General features: G+C 69.1%; 14 protein-coding genes. 6 read left to right on the top strand and 8 right to left on the bottom strand.

The window, feature by feature from the left end:
• Positions 1-22 precede the first annotated feature (22 nt).
• From ligA to U5918_RS09675, 3 genes are all read right to left on the bottom strand, one after another.
• The gene (gene ligA, locus U5918_RS09685; RefSeq protein ID WP_336001147.1) at positions 23-2,101 is read right to left on the bottom strand and encodes an NAD-dependent DNA ligase LigA; all 2,079 of its coding nucleotides are present in this window, start codon (positions 2,099-2,101) and stop codon (positions 23-25) included.
• 60 nt (positions 2,102-2,161) lie between these two features.
• Entirely contained in the window at positions 2,162-3,274 is a 1,113-nt protein-coding gene (locus U5918_RS09680; RefSeq protein ID WP_336001146.1) for a pyridoxal-phosphate-dependent aminotransferase family protein, read from the bottom strand.
• Positions 3,275-3,355: 81 nt separating this feature from the next.
• On the bottom strand, positions 3,356-4,048 hold the full coding sequence (locus tag U5918_RS09675) for a hypothetical protein (protein ID WP_336001145.1): 693 nt from the start codon (positions 4,046-4,048) through the stop codon (positions 3,356-3,358).
• Positions 4,049-4,235: 187 nt separating this feature from the next.
• On the opposite strand from U5918_RS09675, the gene U5918_RS09670 reads away from it, so the two are divergent.
• The 3 genes from U5918_RS09670 to metX all read left to right on the top strand — a co-directional run bounded on the left by U5918_RS09670 (position 4,236) and on the right by metX (position 7,229).
• Positions 4,236-4,583 (top strand): hypothetical protein, encoded by a 348-nt coding sequence (locus tag U5918_RS09670; RefSeq protein WP_336001144.1) that lies wholly within the window; start codon positions 4,236-4,238, stop codon positions 4,581-4,583.
• Positions 4,584-4,729: 146 nt separating this feature from the next.
• Positions 4,730-6,022, top strand: a complete 1,293-nt coding sequence (locus tag U5918_RS09665) for an O-acetylhomoserine aminocarboxypropyltransferase/cysteine synthase family protein (RefSeq protein ID WP_336001143.1) — start codon at positions 4,730-4,732, stop codon at positions 6,020-6,022.
• Position 6,023: 1 nt separating this feature from the next.
• Positions 6,024-7,229, top strand: coding sequence for a homoserine O-acetyltransferase MetX (gene metX / locus U5918_RS09660; RefSeq protein ID WP_336001142.1), 1,206 nt, complete (start codon positions 6,024-6,026; stop codon positions 7,227-7,229).
• A gap of 51 nt (positions 7,230-7,280) precedes the next feature.
• Here the strand turns inward: metX and U5918_RS09655 are convergent, their stop codons facing one another.
• From U5918_RS09655 to U5918_RS09640, 4 genes are all read right to left on the bottom strand, one after another.
• Positions 7,281-7,901 (bottom strand): DUF7344 domain-containing protein, encoded by a 621-nt coding sequence (locus tag U5918_RS09655; RefSeq protein WP_336001141.1) that lies wholly within the window; start codon positions 7,899-7,901, stop codon positions 7,281-7,283.
• A gap of 134 nt (positions 7,902-8,035) precedes the next feature.
• Entirely contained in the window at positions 8,036-9,757 is a 1,722-nt protein-coding gene (locus tag U5918_RS09650) for a bacterio-opsin activator domain-containing protein (RefSeq protein WP_336001140.1), read from the bottom strand.
• The gene (locus U5918_RS09645) at positions 9,757-10,224 is read right to left on the bottom strand and encodes a response regulator (protein WP_418771364.1); all 468 of its coding nucleotides are present in this window, start codon (positions 10,222-10,224) and stop codon (positions 9,757-9,759) included. Before U5918_RS09645 ends, U5918_RS09650 begins: the two co-directional genes overlap by 1 nt.
• On the bottom strand, positions 10,217-13,813 hold the full coding sequence (locus U5918_RS09640) for a PAS domain S-box protein (protein WP_336001138.1): 3,597 nt from the start codon (positions 13,811-13,813) through the stop codon (positions 10,217-10,219). Before U5918_RS09640 ends, U5918_RS09645 begins: the two co-directional genes overlap by 8 nt.
• Positions 13,814-14,097: 284 nt before the next feature.
• Here U5918_RS09640 and U5918_RS09635 point away from each other — a divergent pair, with 284 nt between their 5' ends.
• The 3 genes from U5918_RS09635 to U5918_RS09625 all read left to right on the top strand — a co-directional run bounded on the left by U5918_RS09635 (position 14,098) and on the right by U5918_RS09625 (position 15,983).
• Complete coding sequence (locus U5918_RS09635; protein ID WP_336001137.1) at positions 14,098-15,390, top strand: O-acetylhomoserine aminocarboxypropyltransferase/cysteine synthase family protein; 1,293 nt, start codon at positions 14,098-14,100, stop codon at positions 15,388-15,390.
• A gap of 66 nt (positions 15,391-15,456) precedes the next feature.
• Positions 15,457-15,741 carry a type II toxin-antitoxin system HicB family antitoxin gene (locus U5918_RS09630; RefSeq protein ID WP_336001136.1) on the top strand — a complete coding sequence of 95 codons (285 nt, stop codon included), beginning with the start codon at positions 15,457-15,459 and terminating at the stop codon, positions 15,739-15,741.
• Complete coding sequence (locus U5918_RS09625; protein WP_418771215.1) at positions 15,738-15,983, top strand: type II toxin-antitoxin system HicA family toxin; 246 nt, start codon at positions 15,738-15,740, stop codon at positions 15,981-15,983. Before U5918_RS09630 ends, U5918_RS09625 begins: the two co-directional genes overlap by 4 nt.
• 52 nt (positions 15,984-16,035) lie before the next feature.
• Here the strand turns inward: U5918_RS09625 and U5918_RS09620 are convergent, their stop codons facing one another.
• A complete protein-coding gene (locus tag U5918_RS09620; RefSeq protein ID WP_336001134.1) occupies positions 16,036-16,332 on the bottom strand; it encodes a HalOD1 output domain-containing protein in 297 nt (98 codons plus the stop codon).
• Positions 16,333-16,335 lie beyond the last annotated feature (3 nt).

Below are 16,335 nucleotides of genomic sequence, written 5' to 3'. Positions count from 1 at the left end.
ACCGCCGAAAAAGTCACTTGGGTTACCGGACACCGCGCTCGTCGAGCAGTTTCAGGAACTCCTCCTCGTCGATCCGGGGCACGTCGTTTTCGTCTGCATCCTCGCGCTTGCTCGCGCCCGGGTTCTCGCCCACCACGAGATAGTCGGTGTTGCCGGAGACGCTACTGGTCGCGGACCCGCCGTGGGCTTCCACGAGGTCCTGGGCGTCCGAGCGGGTGAACTCGTCGAGCGAGCCGGTGAAGACGAACGTCTCCCCGTCGAGCGCGTCCCCCTGTTCGATCTCGACGGCCTGGGGTTCGACGCCCCGCTCGCGCAACCGCTCGATGACCGCGCGGTTGCGCTCGGAGTCGAAGAACTCGCGGATCTCGCGAGCGACGGTCGGGCCCACGTCGTCGACGGCCTGTAGCTGCTCGGCGTCGGCGGCCAGCACCGAATCGAGGTCGCCGAACTCCCGGGCCAGCGATTTGGCCGTGCTCGGACCGACCTCGGGGACGCCGATGGCCGCGAGGAAATCGGGTAGCGGCGGTTCACGGGCGTCGTCGAGTTCGGTCACGAGCTTCTCGGCGCTGCGCTCGCCCCAGCCCTCCAGGTCGGCCAGTGCCTCCGGATCCAGCGCGTAGAGGTCGGGCAGTTCCTCGATCAGTCCGGCGTCCATGAGCTGTTCGATGCGTTCGGGGCCCAGCCCCTCGACGTCCAGGCCCGTCCGGCTGGCGTAGTGTTCGATGGCGCGTTCGAGCTGGGCGGGACAGGCCAGCCCGCCGGTACAGAAGGCCATCGGCCCGTCGCGTTCGACCGCCGAGTCGCAGACCGGGCAGTGCTCGGGGAACTCGAAGTGGCTCTCGGTGCGGTCCTCGACGACTTCCTCGACGTCGGGGATCACGTCGCCGGCACGCTTGATCCGGACGGTGTCGCCGACGCCCACGCCGAGCCGCTGGATCTCGTCGGGGTTGTGGAGGCTGGCCCGCGAGACGGTGACGCCCGAGACCTCGACGGGTTCCAGCAGGGCCACGGGCGTCAGCCGACCGGTCCGGCCCACCTGCACGACGATATCGGTGACGCGGGTCACTTCCTTCCGGGCGGGGAACTTGTACGCGAAGGCCCAGCGCGGGTGGCGGCTGGTGGCGCCCAGCGCCTCGCGCGCGTCCCCGTCGTCGACCTTGATCACGACGCCGTCGATCTCGTAGGGCAGGTCGTCGCGCGCCTCGAGCAGGCGGTCACGGTAGTCGATCGCGGCCTCGATGTCGCCGACGCGCTCGCTCTCCTCGGCGACGCGGAGCCCCCAGTCGCGAAAGCGCGAGAGCTGCGTCCAGTGCGAATCGGGCGCGTCGCTCGTCTCCAGCACGTCGAAGAAGTAGACCGCCAGCGGGCGCTCGGCGGTGATCGAGGGGTCGAGCTGCCGGAGGGTGCCCGCGGCGGCGTTGCGCGGGTTGGCGAAGGCGTCCTCGCCGCGCTCGACCCGTTCGCGGTTGTACTCGCGGAAGGCCGCCTTGGGCATGAACACCTCGCCCCTGACCGCGAGGAACTCGGGGTAGTCACCGCGGAGGCGCTGGGGGACGCTCGGGATCGTCCGCACGTTCTCGGTCACGTCGTCGCCTTCCACGCCGTCGCCGCGGGTGGCCGCCCGCTGGAACCGCCCGTCCTCGTAGACCACCTCGACCGACAGCCCGTCGAACTTCGGCTCGCAGACGTACTCGATCTCACCGTCCCAGTCGGCGTCGGCGAGGCCGTCCCGAACTCGGTCGTCGAACCCTTCCACGTCCTCGCGGTCCCCGCTCTGGTCGATCGACAGCATGGGCGCGACGTGTTCGACGGTGTCGAGTTCGTCGACCGGTTCGCCGCCGACCCGCCGGGTCGGGCTGTCCTCGCTGTCGAGATCGAACGCCTCCTCCAGATCGACCAGCCGCGAAAACAGGGCGTCGTAGGTACGGTCGCCGATCACCGGGTCGTTCTCGACGTAGTAGCGGTGGTCGTGGTACCGGATGGCCTCGCGTAGCTGGGCGGCCTGGTCCCGGGCCGCCTCGGCGTCGAGGTCCTCGACCGGCGCGAAGTCGGTGTCTGGATCTGTGACGTAGGGGTTCTCGGCCGGTGCGTCCGCGTCCATATCGGCCCCTGTATCGGGTGCGTATAGAGTCCAGTGGTCCCCGGTCGGGCTACTCTTTCCTCAGAGCCCGGCCACGTCTTCGATGGCGTCGGTGAGCTCTTTGATGCTCTCGACGTCGTGTTCGCCCATGTGGCCGATGCGGAAGGTCGTCTCGCCGAGCTGGGAGCCGTAGCCGTTCGAGAAGACCATGTCGTACTCCTCGGAGACGGTCTCGATGGTCTCGGCGACGTCGATGCCCTGCGTGTTCTCGATGCAGGCGACGGTCTGGGACTCGTAGCCGTCCTCGGGGAACATCTCGAAGTGCTCGCGGGCCCACTCGCGGGTGTACTCGGCCATCTCGCGGTGGCGCTCGTCCCGTTGCCGGTGGGTCTCCTCGAGCATGTGCTTCATCTGCTTGCGGTAGGCCAGCATGATCGGGATCGCGGGCGTGGAGTGGGTCTGGCCCTTCCGGTCGTAGTAGTCGAGACAGCGCTGGAAGCCGCCGTACCACGACGCCGAATCCTTGTCGAGTTCGCGGTCGTAGGCGTCGTCGCTGACGACACAGACGGCGAGGCCGGGCGGCATGGCGAACGCCTTCTGGGTGGACGTGAAGATGACGTCGATGTCGTGCTCGTCGATGTCGACGTAGTCGCCGCCGAGTGCGGAGACGGCGTCGACGACGAAGTACGTGTCCGGGTACTCGGCGACGACGTCGCCGATCTCCTCGATGGGGTTGCGGATGCCAGTGGAGGACTCGTTCATCACCGTCGCGACCACGTCGTAGTGTTTGTCGCTGGATTCGAGTTCCGCGCGGATGTCTTCAGGCTTGATGGCCTGCCCCCAGTCGTACTCGAGTCGGTCGACGTCCTTGCCCAGTCGCTCGGCCACGTTGGCGTGGCGCTCGCTGAAGCTGCCACAGGTCGGGACGAGGATGTTCTCGTCGACGAGATTGAGCGTCGACGCCTCCCAGAACTCGGTCCCCGACCCCGTGAGAATGATGACATCGTTGTCGGTGCCGAGGAACTCCTTGGTGTCCTCGACGATGGTCGTGTAGAGGTCGGTCATGCGGTCCATGCGGTGACCGAACATCGGCTGGGCCATCTCCTCGATGACGTCCTCGCGGACCTCAGTCGGCCCGGGGATGTACAGCGTCTTGTTCGGGTAGTCGTCTCTGTATTCCTGTTTCTTGGGCACCGAATCCACTTCCGTTGAGAGTACCGTTCGGGCGGGAGGGCATGGTAGTTTTGATACCGCCGCCGCGTCGGGCGCGCCCCTTCACTCCGCGAGGCGTTCGGCCAGCGGGTCGAGGTGACCGCGACCCACCACGGCGACGACGTCGCCCTCGGTCCGCAGGTCGTCGAGGCGGCTGGCCATGCACTCGTCCCGCACGTCGTCGCGCAGGCGGATCGGCTCGGGCGGGTCGGCACACCGCAGCAGCGTCAGGCTCCGCGAGAGCTGTGACCGTTCGTCGTCGGCCTGGGTCGCCGGCGGATCCGAGAGCGTCGTCTCGTGGACGACGGGGTCGTCGACCTCGAGACGGAAGCCGGTCGTCGAGGCGACGGTCGCGCCGAGTCGACAGATCGCGGCGCGGCGGAGGACGCTGGCCACGCTCGAGGCAACGGTCGCGAGCGTCGACGGCGCGGGCCGTTCGGCTTCGATTTTGCGAGCGAGCGTCCGGAGGAAGGTCCCGTCGACGCCGTCGATACCGACGACGCGGGCGTCCTCGGCGGCGGCGATGGCGGCGCTGACCTCGCCGCCGAAGGCCGGCGGTGACCGGTCGTCGGTGGCGTACCCCTCGAACAGGGGGAGCGCGAGCGGGGCGACCTCGACGGCGAGTACGTCGGGCTCGACCGCGGCGACGAGTTCGCCGACGCGGTATCGGCTCGCGGGGTGGTCGTGGACGACGCCGGCGAGCGTGACGTCGCCGGCCGCCTCGCCCGGGAGGCGACGGACGTGATCTGTGTGCAACCGTGGATCGTCACTCGAATCGACAGGTAGATCGGCGGACATCGCGACTGCACTGAGACTTTCGCTCCCGTGAAGTCAATCTTCTCCTTTCTTTCCACTGGCCTTTCTGACCGTAAATTCAAAATAGGAGACACGAGAAACGAGAGACGAAACCGCCCGGCACCGTGCGGGCGCGTCCCCGAAACCGATGGTCCGAAAACGCACACTCTTGCTCGCCCTGTTCGTCGTCACGGCCGGCGCCGGCGTCGCGGTCGCCTCCGGCGTGACCGCGAGCGACTGTGAAAACGTGAACAAGACGGAGAACCTGTCGACGGACCGCCTCGAGAACCGCACGAACGCATCCGACTACGAGGACTCCAAGAAGAACCTGAGCGAAGACGACGGGTTCGTCCTCACCGGCGAGAAACTCGCCCAGCTCGCCATCGACGAGATTCTCGAGGAGGAGCCCTGCGGCAACGAGACCGCCCCGAACGGCACCGTGAACGGCTCCGTGACGCCCGGCGGGACCGCGACTCCGACGAACGCCTCCTCCTGACTATCGCACCGGCGGCCGAGACTCCCGTTCCCTGGGTTCCGAGTCGGCCAGCCGGTCGATCGCGATGGCGTGCGTGTCATGCACACGCACAGAAATATTGCCGTAACTCTCGGTTATAGATGTGTGCAGATATATGAGTGTGATACATGACCAACGATTCGCGACGCTTCGGGACGCGCTGCGTCCACGCCGGCCAGGACGAGCCCGATCCGGCGACTGGGGCGCGCGCACCGCCGATCTACCAGACCACGTCGTACGTCTTCGAGGACGCCGACCACGCGGCGGACCTCTTCGCGCTCGAGGGCGACGGGAACATCTACTCGCGATTTCACAACCCGACGGTCCGGATGCTGGAGGAGCGCCTCGCCTCGCTCGAGAACGGCGTCGACGCCGTCGCCACCGGGGCCGGCATGGCTGCACTCGACGCGGCCACGAGCGTCCTCGCGGACGCCGGCGACAACGTCGTCTCGGCCTCGTCCATCTACGGCGGGACCCACACCTATCTCTCACACAACGCCCGCCGTCGCGGGGTCGAGGCCCGCTTCGTCGACACGCTGGACTACGCCGCCTACGACGACGCCATCGACGAATCGACCGCCTACGTCCACTGTGAGACCATCGGCAACCCCTCGCTCGTGACGCCGGATTTCGAGGAACTGGCCGCGGTCTGCGAGGACAACGACGTCCCGCTGTTCGTCGACAACACCTTCGGGACGCCCGCGCTCTGCAATCCGCTCGATCACGGCGCCGACATCGTCTGGGAGTCGACGACGAAGTGGATCCACGGCTCGGGGACCACCGTCGGCGGCGTCCTCGTCGACGGCGGCTCCTTCCCCTGGGGTGAGTTCCCCGAGAAGTACCCCGAGATCGGCGCGCCCAATCCTGCCTTCAACGGGACGAACTTCAGCGAGCGCTTCGGCGACCGCGCGTTCGCCGCCGCCGCCCGCTACCGCGCGCTGCGAGTGCTCGGCGACGGCCAGAAGCCCTTCGACGCCTGGCAGACCCTCCAGGGTTCGGAGACGTTTTCCCTCCGGATGGAGCGCCACTGCGAGAACGCGATGGCCGTCGCGGAGTACCTGTCCGATCACCCCGAGGTCTCCTGGGTCACCTACCCCGGACTGGAGTGCCACGAGACCCACGAGAACGCCGCCGAGTACCTCTCGGGCGGTTACGGTGGCATGATCGCCTTCGGCCTGGAGGGCGGCTACGAGGCCGGCCGGACCGTCTGCGAGGCCGTCGAACTCGGCCAGTTCCTGGCGAACGTCGGCGACGCGAAGACGCTGGTGGTCCACCCCGCGAGCACGACCCACGCGCAGTTGACCGAGGCGGAACAGCGCGCCAGCGGCGTCACGCCCGATCTCCTGCGTCTCTCGATCGGGATCGAGGACGTCGAAGATATCAAGGCGGACCTCGACCAAGCTATCGGGACGGCCACATAACATGGAGGTCGAACGAGACACGGTGTCGGTCGGCGAGTTCGAGTTCGAGTGCGGGGAGTCGATCCCCGACCTCGAGGTCGCCTACGAGGCCTACGGCGAGTTCACGGGCGATAACGCGGTCCTGGTCTGTCACGCCCTGACCGGGAGCGCACACGTCGCCGGTCACAGGACGGGGCAGGACACCAGCGGCCAGGCCCGCGCCTGGTGGGACGACATCGTCGGCCCCGGCAAGGCCGTCGACACCACCGAGTACTACGTCGTCTGCGCCAACGTCCCCGGCTCCTGCTACGGGACGACCGGCCCGGCCAGCGAGAACCCCGAGACCGGCGAGCCCTACGGCACCGACTTCCCCGCCGTCACCGTCGGCGACTGGACCGAGGCCCAGCGCCGCCTGCTCGACGAACTCGGGATCCCCGCCCTCCACGCCGTCGTCGGCGGGAGCGTCGGCGGCATGAACGCCCTGGACTGGGCCAAGCGCCACCCCGACCACGTCGAGCGCGTGGTCCCCATCGCCGCGGCCGCCCGCCTCGACCCGCAGTGTCTCGCGCTCGACGCCGTCGCCCGCCGGGCCATCACCACCGATAACGACTGGCAGGGCGGCGAGTACTACGGGACCGACGCCAAGCCGACGGACGGGTTGGCTTTGGCGCGGCAAATAGGCCACATCATGTACCTCTCGAAGGCCTCGATGGAGCAGAAGTTCGGCCGCCGCGCGGCGGGCCGCGACGCCATGCGGACCTTCCCGGTCGATCCCGCGGGCACGTTCTTCCCCTACCGGGACGTCGAGTCGTATCTGGACTACCAGGCCGAGAAGTTCGTCGAGCGGTTCGACCCGAACTCGTATCTCTACCTGACGCGTTCGATGGACAACTACGACCTCGCCGCCGGGTTCGAGGACGACGCCGACGCGCTCAGTGCCTTCGACGGCGAAGCGCTCGTCATGTCCTTCACCGGCGACTGGCACTTCACGACCGAGCAGGCCGAACGGGTCGCCGAGGCCTTCCGCGAGGTCGGCGGGCCCGTCGCCCACCACGTCGTCGAGTCCGACCACGGCCACGACGCCTTCCTCGTCGAACCCGAGAAGGTCGGCCCGCCGCTCTCGGACTTTCTCGAAGCCGGCGTCGACGGGAAAGCCGTCACCGACACCGTCGAGGGCGACGACGGCGAGAGCCAGTTCGCGCCCGTCCACACGAGCCTGTTCTCCTGACCAGCGGGCTGCCGTCGCTCGGCGGCTGAAGCGACCGAGAAATCGTTCGGATTACCCCTCCAGCGCCGCCAGCGGCGGCAGGTCGGGGTGACCGCGGTAGGTGACGGTGCCGTCGGCGGCGTCGTAGCCGATCAGGTCGGCGGCCGCGAGTGCCGGCAGGTGACGGTGGTGGAGCGCGGCGCGGACGGCGTCCGGCGACGAGTCCTCGTCCCGTGCGGCCGTGACGCGCGCGAGCGCCTCGACCGACGTCGCGTCGTCCCGATCTTCGAGGATCGCGAGGACCGTCTGTCGCTGGCCGTCCGCCAGGCTGGAGAGGACGGCGTCCCAGTTCTCGGAGTCGGCGTCGACGAGCTGCCCGATCCAGGGGTTCGACCGCAGGGCCTCGGCGGCGACCACGCCGCCCTCGGTGCGCTCGACGAGTCCGGCGTCGGTGAGCGCCGGGAGGTGGACGTGCCGGAGCGCCAACCCGACGTCCTCGGCGGCGGCTGCTGGGACGGCATCGACCGACGCGCCTCGCTCCGCTGCGGCGACGCGAACGGCGAGGCGACGCTCGGCGATCGGTGTTGATCGGGCCCGGAGGACCCGGACGATTCGTCGGCGACGGTGTCCCGTAAGCGCGGCCATCTGCCCGGTACGGACCAGTGTCCCGAGCGGGTCTGCGACTGTGCTCATTTCATCTTCTCCTACAGGCCGCGGGGGGAAGTACGGACGGCCCAAAATCGTTAACCCGACGCAACCGGCGGCCAGACCGCTGTGACGACGCAGGGAACCGACCGATAGCCGCAACCATTCGGGAAGCGACGGGATCAGGCCGCGTCCACGTCGCTGGGCTCCTCGCGCTTGCCGTCCCGTTCGCCGTCGCCGTGCTCGCCACCCTGCTCGGCCTCGAACAGTGCCTCGAACAGCGCCCGCTCGGCGGCCCGGAGGTGCTGGGTGAAGGTCGCGGGCGCGACGCCGAGGCGGTCGGCGACCTCCTGGCCCGTGCTCTCCCGGGGCCAGTCGAAAAAGCCCGCGAAGTAGGCCGTCTCGACCGCCGTCCGCTGTTTCTCGGTGAGTTCGTCCCGGAACACCGACCGTGCGGTGAGGTCGGCCCGATCCGTGCGTGTCACTGTCCGCTGGGCCCGCGGGGTCGCCGCGGGGCAGTGGTCCTCGACCAGGTCGATCAGTCGGCGTTTGTCCCGCCCGGGCGGGAACTCGACGAGGAACCGGAGTTCGCCGTCGGCAATCCGCGCGCTCGTCACGGCGCCGCCGTGGGTGCCGACGGCGTCGATCACCTGCGGGACGGCGTCCATGCGCAACTCGAATCTGAAGCCGTCCTCGGCCGCCCCGAGGATCCGGACCTCGTCGATCTCGGCCGCCGCGTCGGCCGCCCCGCGGAACGCCGTCTCCGAGATCCCCGTGACGCGGCCGTAGGCCACGAACGAGTCCGCGACCCGGATCAGTGAGTTCGCGTCGACCGACCGGTCCGCCTCGGCCGCGAGCGCGACGAGCGGTTCGAAGGCGCCGTCGGCCCGGAACTCGAGTTCGAGGACCTCGTCGCTCACGAGCGCGGCCTTCCGCTCGATGGCGGCGATGGCGTGGCCGATGACCTCCCCGAGCCGGCCGAGGATCTCCCGCTCGGGTTCCGAGAAGGCGTTCGGGGCCGCGGCGTAGACGCCGAGCACGCCGTAGAGGACGTCCTCGTGGACGATGGGGACGGCCGCGATCGAGCGGTAGCCCCGTTCTTCGGCCGCCGCGCGCCAGGGCTCGATGTCGGGATCGGTCTGCACGTTCTGGACGACCGCCACCTCGTGGGTCCGGACGCTCGTCGCCCCCGGCGGCGAGAGGTCGCCCGTGTCGGTGACCGGGACGGACACGTCCTCGAGGTAGTCGGCCTCGACGCCGGCGGCCGCCCGCGGGACGAGCCGGTCGCTCCCGCGGTCGATCTCGCCGATCCAGGCGAAGCGGTAGGCGTCCGAGGCCGCGAGTCGCTCGCAGACGGCCCGTTCGAGGTCGTCGCGAGTCGCGGTCGTGATGACGGTGTGGGTGACGTCCTGGCTGATCTCGTTGAGGCGGTTCAGGGCGGCCAGTTGCTCGCGGCGCTTCTCGCGCTCGCGCTCCTGGCGGGCCCGCTCGACGGCGTGTCTGAGCGACCGCACGAGCAAATCGCTGGTCACCTCGCCTTTGATGAGGTAGTCCTGGGCGCCGCGCTGGATCGCCTCGATCCCGACCGACTCGTCGCGGACCCCGGTCAGCACGACGATCGGGGTCCACGTGATCCCCTCGGCGAGGGCCGCGAGCGTGTCCAGCCCCGTACTGTCGGGCAGGTTCAGGTCCAGCAGGATCGCGCCGAACGCGTCTTCCTCGAGGCGTTCGAGGCCGGCGGCGAGGGTGTCGACGTGGTGTAGTTTCGGCTCCCGGTCCGCCGAGCCGCCGACGTCGACCCGCTGGAGCAGGTCGGCGGCCTCCCTGAGCATCTCCTCGATCAGCCGCGCGTCGCCGGGGTTGTCCTCGATCAGGAGGACGTCGAGGGTGTCGGGCCCGGACATCAGTCTCTCCCCCCCGGCGGGAGTCGCACCACCGACAGCCAGAAGGATTTGAAGGTCCGGACCGTCTCGATGAACTGCTCGGGATCGACCGGCTTGGTCAGGTAGGCGTTGGCCTGTAGCTCGTAGGACTCGACGATGTCCTCTTCGGCCTCGGAGCTCGTCAGGACGATCACCGGCAGGTACTGCAGGTCCTCGTCGGCGCGCATCTCCGCGAGCACCTCGTCGCCGTTCTTCCGCGGCAGGTTCAGGTCGAGGAGGACGACGTCCGGCCGCGGCGCGTCGGCGTACTCGCCCCGCTGTTCGAGGAAGGCCATGGCCTCGACCCCGTCGGTGACGACGTGGAGCGTGTTCGAGATGCCGCCCTCGGTGAACGCCTCGCGGGTCAGCCGGACGTCGCCCGGGTTGTCCTCGACGAGCAGGATGTCGGCCGGATCGCCGGGCTCGCCTCCGCTGCCGGCCTCAGGCATCGCCATCACCCGCCGCCGGGAGCGTCAGCGAGACGGTCGTTCCCGCCTCGTCGTCGGTCTCGACCCAGATGTCGCCGCCGTGGCGCTCGACGATCCGTTTACAGAGCGCCAGCCCGATGCCCCCGCCCTCGTGCTCGTCGTTCGTGTGGAGGCGCTGGAACACCTCGAAGACCCGCTCGGCGTCGCCGGGGTCGATCCCGATCCCCTCGTCGCTGACCGAGATCCGCCACCGGTTGCGCCCGTCGCGGCCGCCGGTGGGATCCGCCGCCGGCTCGGCGCTGACGTGGATCCGGGGTGGCCCGTCGTCGGTGTACTCGATGGCGTTTGCCAGCAGGTTCTGGAACACCTGCCGGAGCTGGCCGACGTCGCCGACGACGCGGGGGAGCGACTCGGCGGTGATCTCCGTCCCCGTCTCGTCGATCCGGACCGCGAGACTGTCGCGAACGTCCGCGAGGACGTCGTCCAGCGCGACCGGTTCGAGCGGGTCGCCACGGGTGTCGACCCGGGAGTACTTGAGCAGGCCGTCGATCATCCCCCGCATCCGGTCGGCGCCGTCGACGGCGAACGCGAGGAACTCCTCGGCGTCAGCGTCGAACTGATCGCCGTACCGGGACTCCAGAAGCCGGAGGTAACTCGACACCATCCGCAGCGGCTCCTGCAGGTCGTGGGAGGCGGCGTAGGCGAACTGTTCGAGTCGCTCGTTGGACTCCCGGAGGTCGGCGACCAGTTCCTCCAGTTCCCGCTGGTACCGGTGGCGCTCGATGGCCTCGGCGAGGACGTTGGCGACGCTCTGGACGAAGCTGACGTCCTCCGCGGAGAACTCGCGGCGCTCGGTGTCGTGGGTCCCGAGGATGCCCCACGGCTCGTCGACCGACCCGACGATCGTGCTGATGCCGCTCAGGACGCCGTGGGAGGTGAGCAGCGCCGGGCCGGAAAAGCGCGTCTCGGCCGCGAGGTCGTCGACGACGACCGGCTCCGTGGAGAGCAGCGTGTAGCCGGCCTGGGAGTTCTCGTCGACGTCGACGGTCGCCTCGCCGACGATACCCTCTCGCCAGCCCACGCCCTGGCGAAGGAGCAGGTCCCGCCGGTCCGGGTCGAGTTCGAGCACCTTGCAGTACTCGTTGCCGAGCACCGACGCCACGCGCTCGGTGGCCTCCCGCATGAGCGCGTCGAGGTCGTCGGCTTCGAGCGCGGACTCGCCGAGTTCGGCGACGACCCGTTGTTGGCGGGCGCGCTGCTGGAGCTTGCGCTGGCGCTCCTCGCGCTCGGTCACGTCCTGGACGACGAGCATGCCCGCCAGGACAGCCCCGTCGGCGTCCTCGACGGGCAGCGTGTGCGCGGACAGGTGTCGCCCGTAGTAGTCGACCGCGAAGGTGCTGGCCTCGCCCGCTATTGCGGCCTCGAAGTGGGGCCTGACCGTCTCGACGAGCGCCTCGGGGTAGATCTCGTAGACGCTGCTTCCGACCCGTTCGGCCGGGTCGACGCCGACCTCGTCGAGGAACTGTCCGCCGACCGCCGTGTACTCGAGGTTCTCGTCGAACAGGCCCACCGCGCCGTCGGGGAAGTTCTCGACCAGGGTCCGGTAGCGGCGTTCTGACTCCTCGATCCGGCGCTCGCGCGCTTTGCGCTCGGTGATGTCGCGGACGACGCCGACCCGGTGCCAGTCGTCGTCTTCGTCGCCGTGCAGCGGCGCGATGGTCGCCTCCGTGGGGACGGTCCGGCCGTCCTTCGCCTGGACTTCGGCCTCGATCGAGGGCCTGTCGACGCGCCCGGCCTCGGTGTCGGCCTGCAGTCGCTCGACGCGTTCGATGACGTCCTCGTCGACGACCCGCGAGGCCAGGGTTCCGACGAGTTCCTCGCGGTCGTATCCCAGCATCGTCGCATAGGTCTCGTTGACAGCCGTGAACCGCCCCTCGTCGTCGACGACGTAGACCCCGTCGTTGACCGCCTCGACGATGGCCCGGTAGCGCTCGAGGTCGCGCTCGCGCTCCTTGCGCTCGGTGATGTCCTGGGCGATGGTCATGCCGCCGAGGACGCCGTCGTCGCCGGTGATCGGGACGGCGCGGACCACCCACTCCCGACCGGCGTAGGGGACCTCCGTCGAACTCTCCTCGCCGGCCAGCGCTGTCCGGTACATCGATTCGAGCGCGTCGGCCGTCTCCTCGTCCCACGCCTCCCGGACCGAACTGCCTTCCACGTCCTCGGGGTCGACGGGGAGGTCGGCGAACGCCTGGCCGTCCGCCAGCGTGTACTTCATGTCGCGGTCGAACAGCGTCACGATGCCGTTCGGGAACGACTCCGAGAGCGTTCGATAGCGGCGTTCGGACTCCTCGATCCGTCGCTCGCGCGCCTTGCGCTCGGTGACGTCCCGGAAGTACACCGACAGGCCGGTCTCGGAGGGGTACCCCCGCACCTCGAACCAGGCGTCGAGCGGCGCCGGGTAGTACTCCTCGAAGGAGACCGTCTCCTGTTCGCGCATGGCCCGCTCGTACTCGTCTTTGAACTTCCGCCCGACCGCCTCGGGGAACCGGTCCCAGATGTCGCACCCCACCAGCTCCTCCCCGTCGGGGTTGATCAGCTCGTGGGCGCGCTCGTTGAGGTGCGTGAACTGCCACTCCCTGTCGAGGGCGAAGAAGGCGTCGGAGATGCGACCGTAGATCTGTTCGAACTCGCTACGGAGCTGCCTGCGCTCGGTGACGTCCGACACGGCGAAGACCGCGCCGCCGCCCGTCTCCGTCGACAGCGGCAGGCCGTGGACCGAGAGCCAGACCCGATCACCGTCGGGCCGACGGACGCCCAGTTCCTCCCCGGCGACGGTCTCACCGGCCGCGACTCGCTCGAAGGGAAGCGCGGCCCCCGTGATCGGGTTGCCGTCGCCGTCGACCGCGTCCCAGCAGGAGTCGTCGTAGGTCAGGTCGGTGAGCGCGTCGTTGCTCCGCCCGAGGAGCGCCTCGGCGCGCTCGTTGACGAACTGCGTCTTCCCGTCCGCTCCGAAGACGAGGATCCCGACGGGACAGGCCGCCGCGATCTCGGTCCGGAGTTCGCGCTCGGCCGCCAGTTCGTGTCGCGTCCGATCGGTCTCGAGGGTCGACGCCAGCAGCGCCCCCGCGGTCTCCGCGAAGGCCTCGTCGCCGGCCGAGAACTCCCGCCGGCGCGGTGTCCGGACCAGGAGGACGCCCCACGGTGCCTCTGGCTGCCCGACGGGAACGCAGAGCGCACTCCCACCGTCGCGGTCCGTCGTCTCCTCGGGCTCCGGGACCGGCGACCCGGCGTCGAGGTCGTCGGCGACCGCTTCCCCGGCCGCCAGTGCGCGGCCCGCGAGCGACTCCGGGCCGGTCGGGAGCGACTGCGATTCGATCCCCTCGGTCCACCCGATGCCCTGCCTGTAGGCCGCCTCGTCGTCGCCCGCCCGGAGCGCGAACGCGCCCGCGGCCGCCGCGTCCAGTGCCTCGGCGACGGCCGCGATGCCCTCACCGAGGACCGCCTCCGCGTCGCTATCGCCGAGCGATCGCCGCCCCAGCTCGGCGAGGGTCTCCTGCTGACGGCGACAGCTCCGCAATTGCGGGTCCGGATACGGCGTCGAACTCATTCCGAGATGGGAGGCCACTGACGCCGGTAAGCCTTCCGCCGTCTGTGGGTTATCTGGGGCCCAAGCCGGGGGAATCTCGCAACGAACTCGGAAAGATCGAGGGGGAATCCGGCGGCAGACTCGGTGGTCGAAGCCGGCCCACCCTCCCGCGCTCGTCCCGCCCTTGCACCGGCGGACGAGAAAGTGATCTGCGCCCGGGGTCGTTTCGGCGGCGAACGCATTCGGCAACTGTCATCAGCGAGTAGACAGCTATTTTTCGTGGGCGCGTGAACCCCAACTTAGACATGACGGACGAGGACGACACCAAGGAGACCCAGGCGCTACACGTCGGCCAGGAAGAGCCGGACCCGGCGACCGGGGCGCGGGCACCGCCGATCTATCAGACCACGTCGTACGTCTTCGAGGACGCCGAGGACGCGGCGGACCAGTTCGCGCTGGCGAAGGAGGGGTTCATCTACTCGCGGCTGATGAACCCGACGGTCGACATGCTCCAGCGCCGCATCGCCGCGCTGGAGGGCGGCGTCGGTGCGGTCGCGACGGCGTCGGGCATGGGGGCGCTCAATCTGACCGACTTCGTGCTGGCGGGGCCCGGCGACAACATCGTCACCGCCTCCTCGCTGTACGGCGGGACCTACACCTACTACAGCCACACGCTCCCCAGGAAGGGCGTCGAGGCCCGCTTCGTCGACACGCTCGACTACGAGGCCTACGAGGAGGCCATCGACGAGGACACGAAGTACCTCCACTGCGAGACCATCGGCAACCCGTCGCTCGTGACGCCCGACATCGAGCGACTGGCCGAGATCGCCGACGATCACGGCATCCCGCTGTTCATGGACAACACGTTCGCGACGCCCTATCTCTGTAACCCGATCGAACACGGCGCGAACCTCGTCTGGAACTCGACGACGAAGTGGATCCACGGCCACGGGACGACCGTCGGCGGGGTCGTCGTCGACGGGGGCAACTTCGACTGGAGCGCCCACGCCGACGACTATCCCGAGATCGCCAAGGACAACCCCGCCTATCACGGCGTCAACTTCGCCGAGGCGATGGGCGAGCAGGCGTTCACCTACACCGCCATCGCCCGCGGCCTCCGCGACCTGGGCAACCAGCAGTCGCCCTTCGACGCCTGGCAGACCCTCCAGGGCGTCGAGACGCTGCCCCAGCGCATGAGCGCCCACTGCGAGAACGCGATGGCCGTCGCGGAGTTCCTGCAGGACCACCCGGAGGTCTCCTGGGTCACCTACCCCGGCCTCGAAGACCACGAGACCCACGACAACGCCTCGAAGTATCTCGACGGCGGCTACGGCGGCATGATCACCTTCGGGCTGGAGGCCGGCTACGAGGCCGCCCGCGGCACCGTCGAGTCGACGGAGATCGCCAGCCTGCTGGCCAACGTCGGCGACGCGAAGACGCTGATCATCCACCCCGCCAGTACGACCCACCAGCAGCTCACCGAGGAGGAACAGGCGGCCGCCGGGGTCACCGACGACATGGTCCGCCTCTCGGTCGGGCTGGAAGGCGTCGAGGATCTCAAGGCCGACCTGGATCAGGCGATCGCGCAGTCCACGTAGGTGGAATTCGGCTTTCGCGGCCGCTCGTCCGAACACTTTTCTGGTAAATCGACCAACGTTCTCGTAATGGCGAGTTCGACTCGGCCGGATGACGAGTCCCGGACCGACGAGGTGCATCTCTGGCGAGAGGACGACGCGTGGATCGCGAGAGATATCGAGACGGGCATTGCCAGCCAGGGCGACAGTCGGGGGGAGGCACTCGAGATGCTCGACGAGGCGATCGCACTCCACGAGGGTGACGCGGGCCGGCCAGTCACCGACGAGGATCTCGAAGCACTCGGGATCGATCCGGATTCCGTCCCCGATGAGCCCCAGGAGCCGGACGCGCCGTGGTTCGACTCCGAGACGTGACGCGGCGGACCTTCACTGGTCGAGAGGTGGCGAAAGCCATCACAGAGATGGGCTTCGCGCCTGTCGATCGGACCGGGAGTCATCTCAAACTACGCTACGTCCACCCCGAGACGGGCGACGTTCGAAACGTGACCGTTCCGATACACGGTGAGATCGAGACGGGGACGCTTCGGTCGATCGCGGAACAGTGCGGGGCGGACGATTTCGACTCGTGGTGTGTCTGGATCGAAGACCTTCTCTGAAATCACAGCCCTCGATTCGCCCTCGACCAGGCCATCGCGCAGTCGACCTGATTCAGGCCGAGACGGCGACCCGACCGTCCCGGGTGACCGTGACCTCGTAGCCGCTGTAGACGAAGGAGACGCTGTCACAGGGGCGCCCGCCGGCGCCGGCTGAATCGAACAGCCTGTCCAGCGCGTCGGGGTCGATGGCGTCGAACAGCGGTTCCAGGGGGGCACGGGCCGCGTCGGTGTCGGTGGGCGGTCTGCCGGCGACGGCCGCGACCGCTTCGACGACGGCTTCCGAGGGCGGCCGGTTCCGGTCGCTCTCCGCACCGAACCGCGTCGTGGACAGGTGGTCTGACGAACTCATTGT

This window comes from Halorientalis sp. LT38, from assembly GCF_037031225.1.
Classification (GTDB): Archaea; Halobacteriota; Halobacteria; order Halobacteriales; family Haloarculaceae; genus Halorientalis; species Halorientalis halophila.
This window is presented reverse-complemented; position numbering and strand designations above follow the sequence as displayed.